Source organism: Staphylococcus argensis, from assembly GCF_002902305.1.
Classification (GTDB): domain Bacteria; phylum Bacillota; class Bacilli; order Staphylococcales; family Staphylococcaceae; genus Staphylococcus; species Staphylococcus argensis.
On the sequence record NZ_PPPX01000011.1, the window covers coordinates 70,333 to 87,448 of the forward strand.

Annotated in this window: 17 protein-coding genes and 1 pseudogene; 5 read left to right on the forward strand and 13 right to left on the reverse strand. The window is 39.5% G+C overall.

The genetic code is table 11. The features are described from left to right. Window positions 1–98: 98 nt before the first annotated feature. The 7 genes from CD039_RS07330 to CD039_RS07360 all read right to left on the reverse strand — a co-directional run bounded on the left by CD039_RS07330 (window position 99) and on the right by CD039_RS07360 (window position 7,547). Window positions 99–737 (reverse strand): ATP-binding cassette domain-containing protein, encoded by a 639-nt coding sequence (locus tag CD039_RS07330; RefSeq protein ID WP_103371759.1) that lies wholly within the window; start codon window positions 735–737, stop codon window positions 99–101. Next, window positions 738–1,409 carry a molybdate ABC transporter permease subunit gene (gene modB, locus CD039_RS07335; protein ID WP_103371760.1) on the reverse strand — a complete coding sequence of 224 codons (672 nt, stop codon included), beginning with the start codon at window positions 1,407–1,409 and terminating at the stop codon, window positions 738–740. 12 nt (window positions 1,410–1,421) lie between these two features. Next, window positions 1,422–2,261: a molybdate ABC transporter substrate-binding protein gene (modA, locus tag CD039_RS07340; protein ID WP_103371761.1), complete on the reverse strand. Its 840-nt coding sequence runs from the start codon at window positions 2,259–2,261 to the stop codon at window positions 1,422–1,424. Between the two features lie 231 nt (window positions 2,262–2,492). Next, a complete protein-coding gene (locus CD039_RS07345) occupies window positions 2,493–3,584 on the reverse strand; it encodes a helix-turn-helix domain-containing protein (protein WP_167386239.1) in 1,092 nt (363 codons plus the stop codon). A 194-nt stretch (window positions 3,585–3,778) separates the two neighbouring features. Further along, entirely contained in the window at window positions 3,779–5,272 is a 1,494-nt protein-coding gene (gene galT, locus CD039_RS07350; RefSeq protein WP_103371763.1) for a UDP-glucose--hexose-1-phosphate uridylyltransferase, read from the reverse strand. Further along, window positions 5,272–6,279: a UDP-glucose 4-epimerase GalE gene (gene galE / locus CD039_RS07355; protein ID WP_103371764.1), complete on the reverse strand. Its 1,008-nt coding sequence runs from the start codon at window positions 6,277–6,279 to the stop codon at window positions 5,272–5,274. The genes galT and galE overlap by 1 nt, the downstream gene beginning before the upstream one ends. Window positions 6,280–6,386: 107 nt before the next feature. Beyond that, window positions 6,387–7,547, reverse strand: a complete 1,161-nt coding sequence (locus CD039_RS07360; RefSeq protein ID WP_103371765.1) for a galactokinase — start codon at window positions 7,545–7,547, stop codon at window positions 6,387–6,389. Between the two features lie 255 nt (window positions 7,548–7,802). Here CD039_RS07360 and fdhD point away from each other — a divergent pair, with 255 nt between their 5' ends. Then, window positions 7,803–8,600 carry a formate dehydrogenase accessory sulfurtransferase FdhD gene (gene fdhD, locus CD039_RS07365; protein ID WP_103371766.1) on the forward strand — a complete coding sequence of 266 codons (798 nt, stop codon included), beginning with the start codon at window positions 7,803–7,805 and terminating at the stop codon, window positions 8,598–8,600. Window positions 8,601–8,788: 188 nt separating this feature from the next. On the opposite strand, the gene CD039_RS07370 is transcribed toward fdhD, so the two are convergent. From CD039_RS07370 to CD039_RS07385, 4 genes are all read right to left on the reverse strand, one after another. Continuing rightward, entirely contained in the window at window positions 8,789–9,553 is a 765-nt protein-coding gene (locus CD039_RS07370; protein ID WP_240595099.1) for a GNAT family N-acetyltransferase, read from the reverse strand. Window positions 9,554–9,573: 20 nt separating this feature from the next. Beyond that, entirely contained in the window at window positions 9,574–10,128 is a 555-nt protein-coding gene (locus CD039_RS07375; RefSeq protein WP_103371767.1) for a biotin transporter BioY, read from the reverse strand. A 161-nt stretch (window positions 10,129–10,289) separates the two neighbouring features. Further along, the gene (locus CD039_RS07380; RefSeq protein WP_103371768.1) at window positions 10,290–11,201 is read right to left on the reverse strand and encodes an ABC transporter substrate-binding protein; all 912 of its coding nucleotides are present in this window, start codon (window positions 11,199–11,201) and stop codon (window positions 10,290–10,292) included. 426 nt (window positions 11,202–11,627) lie between these two features. Next, window positions 11,628–12,776 carry an acyl-CoA dehydrogenase family protein gene (locus CD039_RS07385; RefSeq protein WP_103371769.1) on the reverse strand — a complete coding sequence of 383 codons (1,149 nt, stop codon included), beginning with the start codon at window positions 12,774–12,776 and terminating at the stop codon, window positions 11,628–11,630. Between the two features lie 147 nt (window positions 12,777–12,923). Between CD039_RS07385 and CD039_RS07390 the strand changes: the two genes are divergently transcribed. From CD039_RS07390 to CD039_RS07405, 4 genes and pseudogenes are all read left to right on the forward strand, one after another. Then, window positions 12,924–13,670 carry an amino acid ABC transporter ATP-binding protein gene (locus CD039_RS07390; protein WP_103371770.1) on the forward strand — a complete coding sequence of 249 codons (747 nt, stop codon included), beginning with the start codon at window positions 12,924–12,926 and terminating at the stop codon, window positions 13,668–13,670. Then, window positions 13,670–14,530, forward strand: coding sequence for an amino acid ABC transporter substrate-binding protein (locus CD039_RS07395; RefSeq protein WP_103371771.1), 861 nt, complete (start codon window positions 13,670–13,672; stop codon window positions 14,528–14,530). Before CD039_RS07390 ends, CD039_RS07395 begins: the two co-directional genes overlap by 1 nt. Then, a pseudogene (locus CD039_RS07400) lies at window positions 14,530–15,209 on the forward strand (amino acid ABC transporter permease). Before CD039_RS07395 ends, CD039_RS07400 begins: the two are co-directional and overlap by 1 nt. A 12-nt stretch (window positions 15,210–15,221) precedes the next feature. Continuing rightward, window positions 15,222–15,917 (forward strand): amino acid ABC transporter permease, encoded by a 696-nt coding sequence (locus CD039_RS07405; RefSeq protein ID WP_103371772.1) that lies wholly within the window; start codon window positions 15,222–15,224, stop codon window positions 15,915–15,917. Window positions 15,918–16,023: 106 nt separating this feature from the next. On the opposite strand, the gene CD039_RS07410 is transcribed toward CD039_RS07405, so the two are convergent. Further along, window positions 16,024–16,374: a transcriptional regulator, SarA/Rot family gene (locus tag CD039_RS07410; RefSeq protein ID WP_049407589.1), complete on the reverse strand. Its 351-nt coding sequence runs from the start codon at window positions 16,372–16,374 to the stop codon at window positions 16,024–16,026. Between the two features lie 369 nt (window positions 16,375–16,743). Beyond that, window positions 16,744–17,106: a DoxX family protein gene (locus tag CD039_RS07415; RefSeq protein ID WP_103371773.1), complete on the reverse strand. Its 363-nt coding sequence runs from the start codon at window positions 17,104–17,106 to the stop codon at window positions 16,744–16,746. Window positions 17,107–17,116 lie beyond the last annotated feature (10 nt).

Genomic DNA, 17,116 nt, shown 5'->3' on the forward strand with positions numbered 1-17,116 from the left:
CACATTGAAAATTAAACAACTTTAATTTATGTCCCAGACTCATTGATAATGACCTACAGATAAATGAACTGTTCATCTGTAGGTTTTCTAATTACCAATTAATTCAATTTGACATTTGATTCATCTTTCTTTTCGCTTATTGTCAGCACTTCATCTGCTAAGCTTTCTGCTTCGTAATTTGAATGTGTCACGAAGATAATCGGGATATGCCATTCATGAAAGATACGTTTCACTAGTGCGATGCCTTCTTCTTTCGTCTGGTCATCTAGACTAGAAAATGGTTCATCTAACAAGATAAGATCTGGCTTCGTACTCAAAGCACGTGCCAAAGCGACACGTTGAGATTCCCCACCTGATAAAGTCATCGGATATTTATCTTTCAAATGTTCAATATTTAACTCTTTCATTAACTTACGTATGTGATCATTCATTTCTGACATAAAGGTCAAATTACGATGCACCGTCATATTTGGAAACAGTTGATAGTCTTGGAAGAGATAACCCAAATTACGCTTTTGAATCTTCACATTCACCTTACGTTCAGTATCTGTGAGTACGCGGTTATTAATTTGTATCAACGCTTTGTCAGGCGTTTTCAAACCTGCGATAAAGTTAAGTGCAGTAGTCTTTCCTATTCCTGAAGGCCCTTTTAATGCATAGATCTTAGGCTCTGCATCGTCGATATGAATATCGATTAAAGCCCGATCAAGTTGATGTTGTAATTGAATCTTCAACATCTAATCCACCTCCCGATAACGATCGCGATTGAGCAAGTTGATAGTACTGATGACTACTACCGCAAAGGCAACTAAGACGAGCACCCATAACCATGCTTCGTTCTCTTTACCTTGTTCGACAAGGAAATAAATTTCGAGTGGTAAAGTATTCGTTTTATTAGGGATATAACCTGCTACCATTAACGTAGCACCAAACTCACCTATCGCTCTCGCGAAACTCATCATAATGCCAGAGAGTATGGAGCGTTTAGACAGTGGAACAACGAGGCGATAAAATATCTTTCGCTCACTTGCTCCCATCGTGCGCGCCGTGTTTAACATCTTGCTATCAATACCTCGAAAGCCTTGCACCGTATGTTGATACATGAGCGGAAAACTAACAATGACAGATGCAATTACTGCACCTGTCATCGTGAATACTACCGGAAAGTGTAAGACATTCGAGAAGAATCGTCCCACTACGCTATGAGGAGAGAAGATGATGAGTAAGATAAACCCCATAACAGTAGGTGGTAACACTATAGGTAGTACAATAATGCTTTCGAGAATTCTAGCAATGATCCCTTTTCTTTCATATAACCATTTGGATACTAGGATACCGATAATCGTTACGATGACTGTACTAATCAACGCAACTTCAATCGAAATCTTAAATGGTGTGAAGTCAGGCATTGCTACAACCTCCTAAGCTTCAAATTCGTATTTTTTCAAGATTTCTTTTGCTTTGTCTGATTTTAAGAAGTCCATCCACTCTTTAGCAAGTTTCTTATCAGAAGTTGCACCTGCTTCATAAGTGATTGGTTTGTCTAATTTCGCTTCGTTAATTTCTTTAACGTTGCTATCACTATTTTTTTGGTCTTGCGCTAAGTCTGTTTTGTAAACATAACCGAGTTGCGCATTACCTTTTTTCACGTAGTTTAATACTTGGCGAACGTCTTTCGCATACACTAAGTTAGGTTTAACTTGATCGTATAAGTTGTTAGCTTTCAAGTATTTTTCAGCGTATTTACCAGCTGGTACGGATTTAGCTTCACCCACCGCTAATTTGTCGCCTTTTTTAAGATCTTTAACTGAGCTATAATTACCATCTTTGTCTCCGATTAAGACTAGTTTGTTTTTCGCATAATTGTATGTATCATGCGCTTTGTCTTTATCTTTCAACATATCTACGTCTTTCGTGTTCGCTGACATGATAACGTCAGTTGGTGCACCTTTTTCGATTTGTTGTCTTAAGGCACCTGAACCGCCGTAGTTAAAAGTAATGTTCGCATCCTTGTGATCTTTCTTGAATTCTTTTTCTAAATCTTTAGATGCGTCAGTTAAGCTTGCTGCAGCTGCAATTTGCAATGCATTTTCGTCATTCTTGTCTTTCTTGTCTTTATCATCTTTCTTATCTTTATGTGATGATGTTTGATGTGAGTCATTTGAACTCTTTGAATCTTTTGAGCTATCGCCTGAGCCAGAACAGCCCGCAAGTACTAGGCATAGCGCAAGTAGTGAAACTACTAGAAATCTAAGTTTCATGAATATCCCTCCTCGCAAGCTATTATATACTTATTTGACACAAGATAAAAGTGCTTTCGCACAATATTTTCCGAAAATAAACTATATTAGGATAATGGAGTAAAAAGCGTTAACGAATCCCCTTATTGTAATAGTTCACACGTTGATCATCTTTCAATTTAATTAGGGATATGACTAATATACTAAGTATATCCAACATGTTCCCACGTGATTAACTACACATCACTCTGATTACATACTTTTACGATAAACTTGTTTTAACTGACTAACGATCTCCTCGTAGTTTGAAAGTTTTTGGAATTTAGGGGAATCAATAATTATATTCATGTATTGTTCCACCGTTTCATCAAAATCTAATGATAAACTTTGACCAGCAGGAAAATGCTCGAACCAAGGTTCAACAGCATCGAAAAAAGCATCCGTTTGAAACGAAAAATCAATAACTAATCGCTCATAACAAGTCGTGTAATGCTCTAGAAAGTGTTGCGCTTTTGTATCGTCTATTTCAACATAATATTCAGCAAAGTAGTAATATATCTGCATAGCTAAGAAGGGGAATAATTGATCAATATTAAAGGCTAAATTGAGATACTCATATTTAGGAGCTAACTCCTCGACTGATAAGTGCGGTAATTCATGTGCCACAAGGAGCACAAATTCTTGCACCATCAAATTTAAATTCTGATACATATCCGATTGGATTATACTGGTCGCCTTCTCTCTATCATCTTGAGCTAAATAGGCACTCCCTAATAACAAGTTCTCTCCCAAATTCACTTCATAGTCAGAGAGATGCTCAATGATTTGATCGAATTCTCCATTAACATACCAAAACGTGACTTTATATCCATACGTTTTACGCAATAGAGAAGTACTTGTGCAATTTGTTTCAATAATATGCACAATTTCAAAAGCAAGCGCAATCGCTTTGTCTCGTAAGGCGTCTTGCTTAAGTCGTTGTATATTGGTACTCATCACACCTAATAATGCGACAAGAAACTCATAATCGTTGCTGGATTGCTGAAAGTACGCTTCAATCGTTGATACAAAGTCTTCTTTACTATGGCTCAATTTATCGATTAAATCAGAAATAATCGCTTTCGTTTCCTCACGTGAGTGCTTAGAAGTGACGTTAAGCATTTCATCCACACTCGTGTTAAACAGTCTTGCGAGAATAGGTAATTGCGTAATATCAGGTAGTAATTGACCTGTTTCCCACTTAGAAATTGTCGTTTTCGTTGTCTTTAAATGATGCGCTAGTTGTGTTTGATTCCAACCTAGTCGGCGTCTCTCTTGTCTAATTCGGCTCGCAAGGTGTTGCACGTCTATCCCTCCTCACTCACCATATTAACTCACTCTTATGGTTAAGCGAAGTTCTTATTTTGCAACTTTAAGAAACAAAGTTTCCGAACGGGAAACATCTGCTAATTTCGTTTTTCAGCAAGTTATTTTCAGCATAAATTAAACTCCCCACGCACAGTCGTTCAACCGTACATGAGGAGCGCTACTCACTCTATCTATAATTGATTAATAAAACGTTGAAAGGCCGCTTGTCCTTCTTCCGTATTTTTAAACACACCAGCATCTTCTAACACTCGCGTAAATTTGCGACCCACCTCATCACGAATGATCTCGTCTACATTCGCCTCGTCAAAGTCATAATTCTGAGCCATGTCATGCGCCCACGTAGCATGAACACCTAAGTCTCGTTCCACTGAAGTATCACCCAGCAAGAAGCGTTTCACGACTTGTAATTCTTCTTTCAATCTCGCTGGTAGAATCGCTGTACCCATCACTTCGATGAGCCCGATATTCTCTTTCTTAATATGTTGCACATCAGGATGCGGATGGAAGATGCCGTCTGGATATTGCTCAGAAGTTTGATTATCACGTAAGACGACGTCCAATTCATACTGTCCATTGCGATAACGTGCAATTGGTGTCACGGTATGATGGCGTTCCCCTGACTCGCTCAATGCCCTAACGTTCACAGTTTCATCTGAGTAATGATTCCACACCTCAAGTACATGTGTGGCCGCCTCAATCACCTCACCTGGCGACGTGCCACGCAGACGAATAACACTCATCGGCCAGAACAATCTGCTACAAGATACATTTGGATGCCCTTGCATAGTAAAAGGATCGCGTTCTTCAGCATGATCCATCGGGAACGTATGGCGTCCAGCTTGATAATGATTGTGAGATAGAATAGAGCCACCCACTAATGGAATATCCGCATTCGAACCGATAAAGTAGTGTGGTAACTGATCGATAAATGCAAAGAGATTGGTAAAGGTTTGGCGGTTCATACGCATCGGTGTATGTGTTTCTGACAGTACGATACTATGTTCTTTAAAATATGCATAGGGTGAATATTGAAAGCCCCAAGTCGCACCATCCAAATCCATTCTTACAACGCGGTGATTCGTCCGCGCAGCTTGGGTTGCAGAACCTTGATAACCTTCATTCTCTATACAAAGTGCACATTTCGGATACGACGTTGCCATCGCTTGTTTCGCCATAGCAATATCTTTCGCACTCTTTTCTGGTTTCGACAAATTAATCGTCACTTCTATCGGCCCATACGGAGTTGGACTCGTATATGCAATATTTTTACGTATTGCATCTTCTTTAACGTAGTGACTGCGTTTAGATAATGCGTAAAAATAATCCGTAGCCGCTTCAGGATCTTCTGCTAACTTGTCATGAAAGGTACGATTGACGAGTGATGGGCGTGGCGTGATCAAATCGAGTAGTTGTGCTTCGAGTATTTCTTTCGCCGCCAAACTATCCTCAATCTGTCCGTCAGCTACAGATTCTCGAATCCAATGTTGTACATAATCGTTAGGCTCCCACTGTGTATCATCCTGTCCACCTTCATCCGTCACATCCGAAGCTTGTAGTAATCGCAACAGCTGATTCTGAAGGTATAATCTATCAAGTTCTTCGTATTCATTATATTGAATAATATAGTCAATATAGTGATTGACTAATGTTTGATTGAGTAACACTATGCTTCACGCTCCGATTGATCTTGATAGCCATGTGGATGTTGACAATGCCAGTTCCATGCTGAACGAATAATTTCATGGATATCGTCATGTTGCGGTTGCCAACCTAACACTGATCTCGCCTTATCACTAGCAGCGACTAACTTACTCGGATCACCCGCACGTCTTGGTCCTACTTGTGCTGGGATCTCTTCACCCGTCACTTTACGAGCGGCTTCGAGAATTTCAAACACAGAATAACCTTGACTGCTTCCGAGGTTAAACGCACCTGATTCTCCTCCATTTCGCAGGTGTTGATACGCTAAAATGTGCGCATCGATTAAATCAACGACATGCAAGTAGTCACGAATACATGAACCGTCTTCTGTATCATAGTCGTCACCGAAGATCGTAAGGGCGTCGCGTTGACCTAATGCAACTTCTAAGACGATAGGAATAAGATGTGTTTCAGGATGATGATCTTCACCAATTGAACCTTCAATGTGAGCACCCGCCACGTTGAAGTAGCGTAGCGCCGTATAATTCACACCATAGGCTTCATGACAACATTTCATCATCTTCTCCATCATTAATTTACTTTCACCATACGGGTTCGTAGGTGCTTGCGTATCTGTCTCATGAATTGGTACAGTATCAGGCTCACCATACACTGCAGCTGTAGAAGAGAAGACGATGTGATTTACATCATGATCTTTCATTACTTCAAGTAGAACTTGTAAACCATAGACATTGTTATTAAAGTATTGTAGCGGAATTTCTACGGACTCTCCGACGAGCGAGAATGCACAGAAGTGAAAGACACCTTCTATAACTTCTTGTTCAAAGACACGATTGAGAAATGCTTTATCACGAATATCCCCTTCGTAGAATTTCGCTTGTGAATGTACCGCTTCACGATGTCCTTTAACTAAATTATCTACTACCACGACATCGTAATTCGCGTCGATGAGTTGCGCGACAGCGTGACTTCCAATAAATCCCGCGCCTCCTAAGACGAGTACTGACATAGTTATACTTCCTTTCTTTTTCAACTATTTTTAGTTCATTTTTACAGATAAAAGGCACTTAAAATAACGACAATCGATGGTGACGATTGCACCTATTCACCTGCATCTTACAGGTTCTTAACACCATCACCAATTGACACATGGTAGAATGACGGCTCGTAACCGATACGCTCTACGTAAGCTGTAGTCACGTCAGTTTCAAGTTGTTCAATACTATCTTTGTGCACGAGCGCAATTGCACAACCAGCAAAACCTGCGCCGGTCATACGTGCACCTAAGACACCTTCAACTTGTTGTGCTGTTTCTGCCAACGTATCGAGCTCTTGTCCTGTCACTTCGTAATCTTCTTTGAGCGACTCATGAGAAGCATTGAGTAGTTGTCCAAACGTTGTAAAATCATCATGTTGTAAGGCTTGGTAAGCATCTTTCGTACGTTGATTCTCTGTCACTGCATGACGTGCACGACGACGATTCGTGTCACTCGTAATGTAGTGCGCGTTCGCTTCAAATGTTTCAACACTTAATTCGCCGAGTGATTGGATATCAAGATGGTGCTGGAGTTCTTCCAGCGCCGTTTCACATTCTGCACGGCGTTCGTTGTATTTAGATTCTGTTAATGATCTACGCTTATTCGTATTCATAATTGAAATGACATAGTCGCCAAATTGCGCAGGAACTTCGTGATACTCTAACGTTGCCGTATCAAGAAGTAACGCATGATCTTTCGCGCCCATACCTACGATAAACTGGTCCATAATACCAGAGTTCACTCCGATAAATTGGTTCTCTACTCGCTGACCTAGGTGGATTAACTGTAAACGATCCACAGATAAGTCGAAAAGCGATTTCACTAACCAACCACTTAACATCTCGAGTGAAGCTGAAGATGACAAGCTGGCACCATTCGGAATATTACCTTCAATCAGAATGTTCATCCCTGTATTAATGTCAGGATAATCTTCTATTAAATAGGCAATCATTCCTTTGACATAGTTGCCCCAATCATGGTCGGTCTTGAAACTCAAGTCCTCAAGTGAGAAGACGAGCTCTCCTACTGATTCGAAATTGTTGGAATAAAGATGTATCTCTTTATCTTGACGCTTGCTTGCGACACCATATGTTCCTAAAGCAATCGCCGCTGGAAAGACGTAACCACCATTGTAGTCCGTGTGCTCTCCAATCAAATTAATACGTCCTGGCGCGAAAGCACGCGCTTCTGGCTGAGTGTCATATCGTTCTTTAAATTGTGCTGTTAATTGATTAATCATCGTCTCACACCTTCGTCGGTCTTTGTTGTCGAGGAATCCACAGATCTTGTTGCCCATTTTTATCCGCAACAAAGTACACTTTTTCTTTACTTACCTTTAGTGTACTCCATTGTCTTAACGAAATAAATCATCTCTCTTAAATTTTACCTGTGTAGGTGGAAAAATCATTCACGTCATTCATCGTATTAACGTAGATATTTCAATTCATGAACTGAATAGTATACAATAGACGTTAAGTGTAAATGGGGGGTTACTATGGACAAAGATGTACTCAATAACCAGAAGATCATACGCTATCAATCTGGCAAACTTTACGAAACTAAGGATAGTTATGCCACGGAATTTCCATTGACGATCATGGTTAACAACGAAGAATTTGCAACGGTAATATGTAGTCCGAATCATCTTAAAGAGTTAACGATTGGTTTCTTAGCTTCAGAAGGCGCGATTTATAAACTTTCTGAAGTGGAATCCGTTGAGCTCGACGATAGTAAAGGTTTCGCACATGTCCAATTAACTAAACCTTTAAGTGACCGCTTCCAATATTCTACTAAGCGTATGGTGGCTTCCTGCTGTGGTAAAAGTCGTGAATTCTACTTTCAAAATGACGCAGCTGTCGCGAAAACATCGATGTCACACATTCGCCTGCACCCTGAACAGATCCTTACGATGATGGATAACTTGCAAAGCGCCAGTGAGGTCTTCAAACAAACAGGTGGCTTGCACAATGCAGCGATTAGTGATGGCAATGATTTCTTTGAACATCGCCAAGACATCGGTAGACATAATGCCTTAGATAAACTCTACGGTTATTGTCTCCAGCAACACATCCCCGTTCGAGACAAAGTATTAATCTTTAGTGGACGAATCTCGTCTGAAATCCTGATTAAAGCAGCTAAAATTGGTGTAGGTGTGATTCTGTCTAAGTCAGCACCGACCACACTAGCAGTACAATTGGCTCAAGATCTCAACATTACTGCAGTCGGCTTTATCCGCGATGGCAACTTTAATGTGTATAGCCATCCTGAACGGATTGAAATGCCAGAAGAGTGATTGAGGTCAAGGTGGAACATTACAGATTTCGCCTTTTTTCGCGTGAGATGAGGTAGAAATCAAAAAAGGCCGTCGCACTCTTTTTCATATATAAAGTGCAGTTGCCACTTAATACCTCAATAAAATAAGCAGCTCGTTGATGCTAATTATCCATCTTCGAGCTGCTTATTTTTACTCTATTCAATTACTTATTCATCCATTGATTCTTTCAAAGCTTGATACGTATAACTCAGAAAGACATAGCCTTGTTTCACATACATATCTTTCGCTGTATCCTCGCCATCTGCGACGAGTATCATCGTGCGACCCTCTGCTAAACGTGCGATTTCTCGTTGGATGGCGCGACCTATTCCTTGGCGCTGATAAGACTCCAGCACGCCGAAACCATCGAGTTCCACTGTCGAATTTGTAAAGATTACATCGACAATGCCGACAGGTTGCTGATTGAAATAAGCCACAAACCGAGAAGGCGGTTCCTCTTCGTAATTCTCTCTCAGCTCCCAAATACTTTCTTCAGTATATTCGCGGCCAAAGGGTTCTGAGAATTCACGATAAACTTCGATATAATCTTCAAGCGTTTCATGATCGACTTGAGCCAATTGAACTTTCTTTTGAGCAGGGTTAAGCTCTAGAAACGTGTCTGGTTCGACTGCATAAAGTTCTAGAATTCCCAGCTGAAATCCTTCTTGCTTTAATTCATCTTGCCACGTATCACCAAGCTCACAATTTTCCGGAAAGGTAAAGCTGAGATGTGATGAGCCTTGCTGTTGATGTACGCGCTGTTGTTCAGCACAGTCCCTTTTCCACGTCTCAAAGTCAGGCATCTCATGGTAGACCCAAGTATTTTTATAAAATGTATGTGGCGTACTAGACGTTAAATAAATCGTTCTACGCGCATCTTGATCCTCAATCGTTCCATCGTTAAAAATGTCGCGCATCGTAATCGTCGTCATATTGCTCACGTCTCCTCATATCATTGACGTTTAATGAGTTGTTGGAAACGACTATGGTTGAGTAGTATATTGCCGATTAAAGCTGCGAGTATTGCTTTAATCACGTCCCCTGGCATAAATGTGAGTGACAGATAAATCGCTTTGCCAACAGGAATATGTGTAATGATACCCATCACAATCGCTCCTACTAAGTCTAATAATACTACACCAAATAGGAGGATCGTAATTAATAACACTAAGAAATTTGTGCGTGTTAAGAACATATCACGAATAAGACCGATAAGGTACGCGCAGACAGGATACATAATCAAGAAACCAACTGATGGTCCTTGGAATACGCCAATACCGCCACGTCCACCAGATAACAGAGGCATGCCAGCTGCTACGAGTAGTAAGAAGACGATAACGCTGAGCGTGCCATATTTACGTCCAAGCAGTACTGCAGCTAAAAAGATACCTAAATTCTGTAGCACAATGGGCACAGGAATAAAGGCAAGTGGAATGGGTGGCACCATTCCTAACACCGCAATGACTGCAGTCATTAACGCTGTATAAACTAAAAATTTCGTAGACATATGTAGTTCCTCCTCAATATCAATACTGATATTATAGCACAATTGTAAACCTGTAAAAATATCTAGTTTACAATACATCCAAGAAAAAGCTGAAATGCGAGCGTGCTTACCACTTTCTGCACATTTCAGCTACTGATAACATCATTTTCATACTCAATTTATTATTTTAAGAATTTCTCTTTTAAATCTTTGCGCATGTAATCTAGTGTATACGGATCGTTGTACCAATATGTTTCAGCTTGAACTTTGATGACATGATTGTCTTTGACAGCTGGTAAGTTGTTCCAGATATTTGTTTTTTCATATCCTGGAGCTGCTTTACCTTCACTTGTAGACACAATGTAGTCGCCAGCGAAATCAGAGATTTTCTCTTGTTTTACTTCAGTCCAGCCTTCTTTTTTCACTGCTTTTTCTAATTCAGTTGGCATTTTCAATCCGAATGCTTGGTAAAGTACTTCACCGCCTCGACCCCAGTTTGGTCCGTAAGTGTAAAGTTTTTTGTCGAACTCGTCAAAGATTGAAACTGTCTTATCTTCACCAATTTTATCTTTGATTTCTTTACCATCTTTTTCAGTTTGAGATTTCCATTCTTTTTCCCATTTTTTCTCTTGATCTTCTTTGCCTACGATTTTAGCCAATTCGCGTTGTTGCTCTAGGTATTTGTGTTTACCGTAATCGAAGACGATCGTTGGCGCGATTTTTTCATATTTTTTGATGTTTTTATCTGTTGAGTAAACGATGATTAAGTCTGGTTTCGCTTTTGTTACTTTTTCAACGTCGTTATCTCCAATTTTAGTTACACCTTTGAATTTGTCTTTCAATAATTTACTTTGATCGACTTGCTTGTTAACAGCTACGATGTTAGCTCCTAAATATTTTAATCCTCCAGCATATGTAGGTGCGACAACGGCGATTTTTTGAGGATCTTTAGGGATGTCGATCTTTTTACCACTATCGAGCGTATATGATTTCGTTTCTGCTTTGCCTGACTTGCCTGAACTGTCGTCTGATTTATTGCCACAAGCTGCTAAGACAAGCATTAACGCGATGATCGGTATCAATAATTTCTTCATGTCTTTTCTCCTTTGTTGAAAATGATTATCATTATTGATATTATATTTCGTTCCGCTTATTTGCGCAATACTTTTTGAAGCGATTGTTCAAATTTTTTTGGGTAAAATGGTTAAGACTTTAGGAATGTATATATTTAATCTGTTTCCAATGTTTAGACTCTTGCTTGGAAGAAGTACAGAAATCTTATATTAAGGTAATTACCCACTTTAATTTAAAACCATTATATTTATTAGCTTTATTAATACAACATTTCTCATATAAACATCTTGAATTACACTTCGATATAAATTACTTGTTAAGACTTGAAATTTCTTTTAAATACCTACTACTTCTCTTAAAACTAAAAAAGCCCTCCCTACCCTGTACAGATAGGAAGCGCCTTCGCATTATCTCAAGCAGTCTACTATAGACCTAGTAATATTTAATTAAATTCGACCTAATATTGACTTCGCAATATTTGTATAAGCCATATCTTCCATCGGTGGATTGTGTAGTCCAGCACGCATATCGCGATAATAGCGTTGTAATGGACGTTCCATTTCAAGACTTTTCGCACCGACGATACGCATCGCTAAGACTATCACTTCAATACCTTGGTTCATGACAAGGACTTTACTTGCTGAAGTTTCATTCCAAAGCAACGCATCTTCCACATCTTCATGATACATACGCGCAGTGCTCCATAAGAAATGACGTGCAGACAATAAAAGTGATTCCATTTTACCTAAATTCTGTTGCACAGTCGTTAAATCGCCAATGGTACCTTCAATACTATTCGGGCTATATTCTTTCGCAAAGTCCACTGCATAATCACGTGCGGCTTGAGCGATACCTAAGTACGTACTTGGAATGTGTAGAATCCAGCCATTCGGTTTCTTGCCTCGCGCACCGCGAACCTCTACAAAATTCTCTTTTGGAATTTGGACGTCGTTAAGAACGAGGTCATGACTCTCCGTCGCTCTCATGCCAACCATATTCCAGTTGTCAGCGATTTCGACACCTGGCATATCTCTTTCCACTAAGAAGAAACCAACATCTTGATCGCTTTCAGAATAGGCACTCACGATATAATGCGTTAATCCTTTACTCATAGAGGTAAAGGTCTTCACGCCATTCAATAGGTAGCCTTCATCATTCTCAACTGCATGAGTACCTGGACGGCCACCACGTGTTGGACTACCTGTTTCCGCTTCACTTACCGCACGATTGACTAACGCACCTTGCTTCACTTGCTCAGCAAAGCGGTCAAGCATAGATTGCTCCCACATTTCTTGTTCAAACAATTGACCTACGACGCTCAAGTGCCATCCGATAGATAAAGCTGTCGCACCATCAATACTACCGAGATAAGATTGGAGTACGACCATATCTTCGACCGTACAACCTTCGCCGCCATATTCCTTCGGCAGCGTTAATAATGTGTAACCTTCTTTCACAAGCCACTCGATATTCTCATACGGAAAACGAGAGTGTAAGTCGTTGTATTCCGAATGTGATTGAAATTCGTCTTTCACGCTTTCTAATTTCGCCAACCATTTACGTTGGATATCAGATTGAATTAATCCCGATTTCATTCCTTGGTTCACCTCGTTGTTAATAACTTCATTCTTAGTTTAACACTCAGCTTTACCGAATAAAAGTAGCAGCATTGCCTAATCCCTACTTTACCGATAAGAATTATTATGGTAATTTAACCTTAATGAACTTGAGGAGGGACTTCCATGATATCAGTAGAGAATATCATCCATTACTATAGCGACAAACGTATACTCGATAACGTGAGTTTCACGCAGGACACTGGGACGGTTACTGCAATTATCGGGCCTAGCGGATCGGGTAAGACGACATTACTTAGAACGTTGAATGCTTTGACGATGCCGAAATCAGGTATCATTCAAATCAATGATCAACGCTTCGATACCGCTCAACATACGAAGAAAGACATCTTGAGATTGCGTCAATCCTCAGCAATGGTCTTTCAGAACTACAATCTTTTTAAAAATAAAACGATTATCGACAATATTACCGAGGGATTGGTTTATGGTCAGAAGAAATCGAAGAAAGAAGCGCGAGACATCGCACGTGATTATCTTCAACGCGTAGGAATGCTTGAGCATCAAGATAAATACCCTGCGCAACTATCAGGCGGACAGAGTCAACGTGTGGGTATCGTTCGTGCACTTGCACTCAATCCAGAAGTCTTATTGCTAGATGAACCGACTTCAGCACTTGATCCAGAATCGATTCAAAGTATCTTAAATCTCATCAAATCAATTGCACAAGAAGGCATGACGATGGTACTCGTCACACACGAAATTCAATTTGCGAAAGCGATTGCAGATCAAATCCTCTTTATGGACGAAGGGCAAATCCTTCATCGTGGTACACCTTCAGAAGTATTAGATCATCCAGATTCTGAACGTGTGAATCGCTTCCTCAATAAAGTTGGAACTGAGGTGAAAGAGTGATGCGTTTGAAATCAGTCACTTATCTACTCATACTTCTAGCAATCATGGTCGTAGTCACTGGCTGCGGTACATCCTCAACTTCTCAGAAAGCGACGGCCAAACACCCTCGTGAAGTGAAAGTAGCTTTATCTGCAGAAGTGAACCCACCCTATCTTTATACTAATAAAAATAATGATTTCGTCGGTTTAGATATGGATTACATGAAGATGTTAGAGAAGAAATTGCCACAATACAAATTTAAATACGAATTGGGTGAAGAAGAATCCAATCTTGTTGGTTTAGGTGCAGGTAAATTTGATATGGCGGTGAACTGGTTCTTTAAAACACCAGAACGTGAGAAACAATTTCTATATCAAGATGAACCTTATAGTTACGCTTTACCTATGCTTGCCGTCAATGAACATAACAACGATATTCATGAATTAAGTGATTTACCTGGCAAACGTCTTACACCTATGGCGCCAAGTGGTGGTTTGTACTCTATCTTATCTCAATATAACAAGACACATGACCCTAAGATTTCGATAGATAAGATTCAAGAGCCCTCTAATCGGGATAACTTGAAAATGTTAAGTCAAAATCGTCGCGACGCTATGATTATCAACTGGAATACGTATAAAGCCATTCAAGAACAAATTCATACTAAAACTAAAATTGGTGGCATCGTTAAACGTGAACCATTACATGTTGTTTATAACAAGAAGAATAAAAAATTACATGATGATATCGACCAAGCGACGAAAGAATTGAAAGAAGAAGGTAAACTTCAAGACTTATCTAAGAAATATTTCGATATTAACGTCTTTGAAGATATTGATGAGTTGAATAAACATAAAGATCGATTGGAGGTTGACCGTTAATGAAGACAGATTGGCCAGACTTATTTCAACAGGTATTACAAGCGCTTCCTTTGACGCTATTAATGATTGTGATTGCGCTCATCTGTGCAATCATTTTAGGACTCGTGCTTGCGGTGATTCGTATTCAACGCACACCAATATTGTCACCGATTGTACGCGTGTACCAATCCTTTATTCGTAGACACCCTTGCTATTGCAATTGTTCCTAGTTTACTTTGCTTTACCGCAAGTATTGATGTTAATACACATTGATATCAACCATTTTAGTCGTCTCTTCTTCGTAATCTTAGCCTTTACATTACACACAGGTGCTTACTTATCAGAAGTGATGCGTGCGGGTTACTTGTCAGTGGATTATGTGCAAATTGAGGCAGGTCTCACAGTAGGACTTTCCTATCGCCATATCTTGACGCATATCATTATTCCACAAGCTTTACGCAATAGCTTGCCGAACTTAACGACACAAATTATTGAACTGGTAAAAGATACATCGTTAGCCTTTACTATTGGTCTCGTCGACATGATGGGTCAAGTTCAACTTATTATCGGTAACAACTACGGTTTAGGTATGTTACAAGTTTATGTTGTGATTTCAATCATTTATTGGATTATCGCACTTATTATTCAAGGTACTTTGACGCTTGTTGATAAAAAAGCTCAAAAACCTTATCAAGCCTAAGGAGGTTTCAGCATGTCATTTATACTGCATACGATATGGGAAGTGCTGAAAGGTGTACCTAATACGATAATTATCTCTATCGTTGCGATGATTATCGGCCTCGTAATAGGTACCATCTTTGCGATGATACGTATAGCCAAGATTCCTGTATTGTCTCAGCTTATCGTTGTTTATAATTCATTTATTCGAAGCACACCGTTAATCGTGCAATTATTCGTCTTGTATTATGGTTTACCGGCGTTATTACTCTTTTTCAATGATCAATTACACACGCACTTTAATCCTGATGCTTTCTCGCCTCTGACAATCGCATGTATCGGTTTCTCGCTACATGCTATCGCTTATCTTTCAGAGAGTATGAAAGGTGGCTTACAATCTGTTGAATATAGTCAGATTGAAGCGGCGAAAACCATCGGATTGTCGAAATTTGATACGTATCGCCGTATCGTACTACCTCAAGCATTCGGCTATGCGTTACCGAATATTGAGAACCAATTTATTATGCTCATTAAAGGGACATCGTTAGCCTTTGCGGTACAGGTTACTGAGATTATGTCAGTCAGTCATGTAATCGCTAACGAGGGTTATCGTTTCATCCCAGTCTATTCAGTAGCCGCGATCTTCTATTGGTTATTAGCTATCGTGCTTGAGCTCATCTTTAGCCGATTGCAACATCGTACCGTACGTTACTTAACGCCAACTTCATAAGCTATTGATAAAAAAAGTGTCTCATATCACGTTGCAACTCCCCCACTTACTTTAAGGTGGAGTTACAGTGTGACGAATGAGACACTTTTCTTCTGACTTCGAACAATCAATCTATGAAATATTGTAAATCTGTAAGCAACGATTGAATCATGATGCGTTGTTCGTCTGTCACTTCAATATATATTTGACGTTGATCTATTTGACTTCTCTTTTTATCCAAATAACCTTTATCTTTAAGCTTTTGAACCGCTTTACTTAGAAAGTACGGTTTCAAGAATGACCGTTGTGCAATGTGTCGAACTGGGATGGTATTCTCATCACTTTGTGCAACGTAATATAAGACGCTGATCTCTTCGTAAGTGAGTTGACGCTCTTTCTTAACTCTACGGTAGAAATCCTTAATAGTCGGTGTGATATGAATGAGCTCATCCAAAGTGTATTCTTCAGTCTTAATCATGTGCATCCTCCTGCTAGTCTAGTCTCGTTGCTTTAATTTAATTATAAACTGTAATGAAAATAATTCAATATCTGAAACGTTAAATTCTCAAAATTTCTTCTTATCAGAAATTTTTACTAGTTAAAATGTCAGTTATGTTCTACTAAGTAAAAAATCGACAATTAGCAATTAACAAAAAACTCATTTTCAATACTTTAACTCTCGCTTGCTGGGGAGAAACACATGATTGCAAATGAGTACGAAACTTCCTATTCCTACAAATATCATTTCAAACAAAAAAGCCCGCAGATGAACGTTAATCATTCACCTACGAGCCCATATTTAAGACGCTATTTCGTCCTTACTTTTACATAAAACTCGAGCGCTCACTTATTTATCTTTCTTGCAATTTAAAGTATCTAATAAACTTAATGCTGCTAAACCACTTACATCCATCGCATGTTTCGCGCCTTCTTTACCATGGCCTGCTTGGAAGTGTTTGAAGATTGCGCCACCGAGTACACCTAAAGTGATGAGTGAAGCTAAACGTGAAATCTTCTTGCTTGCGAAACTGAAGACGAATAATACTGAACTGATTGCCTCAGCTGCACCGATGATAGGCACCATTTTAGAAGGCAAGCCAAATACATTCTCAAATGTATCTTTCATACCTTGGTCACCTTTCAATTTAGGTTGTGAAGCGTTGAATAATTCTTTAGCTACCTTTAAGTTTGTTAAATAACGTAAAATCATTGTACATACT

What these genes read in the sequence shown, in the direction of transcription:
- CD039_RS07330 (WP_103371759.1), bottom strand. Translation starts at nt 737, where the DNA reads ATGTTGAAGATTCAATTACAACATCAACTTGATCGGGCTTTAATCGAT.
- modB (WP_103371760.1), bottom strand. Translation starts at nt 1,409, where the DNA reads ATGCCTGACTTCACACCATTTAAGATTTCGATTGAAGTTGCGTTGATT.
- modA (WP_103371761.1), bottom strand. Translation starts at nt 2,261, where the DNA reads ATGAAACTTAGATTTCTAGTAGTTTCACTACTTGCGCTATGCCTAGTA.
- galE (WP_103371764.1), bottom strand. Translation starts at nt 6,279, where the DNA reads ATGTCAGTACTCGTCTTAGGAGGCGCGGGATTTATTGGAAGTCACGCT.
- CD039_RS07360 (WP_103371765.1), bottom strand. Translation starts at nt 7,547, where the DNA reads ATGATTAATCAATTAACAGCACAATTTAAAGAACGATATGACACTCAG.
- fdhD (WP_103371766.1), top strand. Translation starts at nt 7,803, where the DNA reads ATGGACAAAGATGTACTCAATAACCAGAAGATCATACGCTATCAATCT.
- CD039_RS07370 (WP_240595099.1), bottom strand. Translation starts at nt 9,553, where the DNA reads ATGACGACGATTACGATGCGCGACATTTTTAACGATGGAACGATTGAG.
- CD039_RS07375 (WP_103371767.1), bottom strand. Translation starts at nt 10,128, where the DNA reads ATGTCTACGAAATTTTTAGTTTATACAGCGTTAATGACTGCAGTCATT.
- CD039_RS07380 (WP_103371768.1), bottom strand. Translation starts at nt 11,201, where the DNA reads ATGAAGAAATTATTGATACCGATCATCGCGTTAATGCTTGTCTTAGCA.
- CD039_RS07385 (WP_103371769.1), bottom strand. Translation starts at nt 12,776, where the DNA reads ATGAAATCGGGATTAATTCAATCTGATATCCAACGTAAATGGTTGGCG.
- CD039_RS07390 (WP_103371770.1), top strand. Translation starts at nt 12,924, where the DNA reads ATGATATCAGTAGAGAATATCATCCATTACTATAGCGACAAACGTATA.
- CD039_RS07395 (WP_103371771.1), top strand. Translation starts at nt 13,670, where the DNA reads ATGCGTTTGAAATCAGTCACTTATCTACTCATACTTCTAGCAATCATG.
- CD039_RS07405 (WP_103371772.1), top strand. Translation starts at nt 15,222, where the DNA reads ATGTCATTTATACTGCATACGATATGGGAAGTGCTGAAAGGTGTACCT.
- CD039_RS07410 (WP_049407589.1), bottom strand. Translation starts at nt 16,374, where the DNA reads ATGATTAAGACTGAAGAATACACTTTGGATGAGCTCATTCATATCACA.
- CD039_RS07415 (WP_103371773.1), bottom strand. Translation starts at nt 17,106, where the DNA reads ATGATTTTACGTTATTTAACAAACTTAAAGGTAGCTAAAGAATTATTC.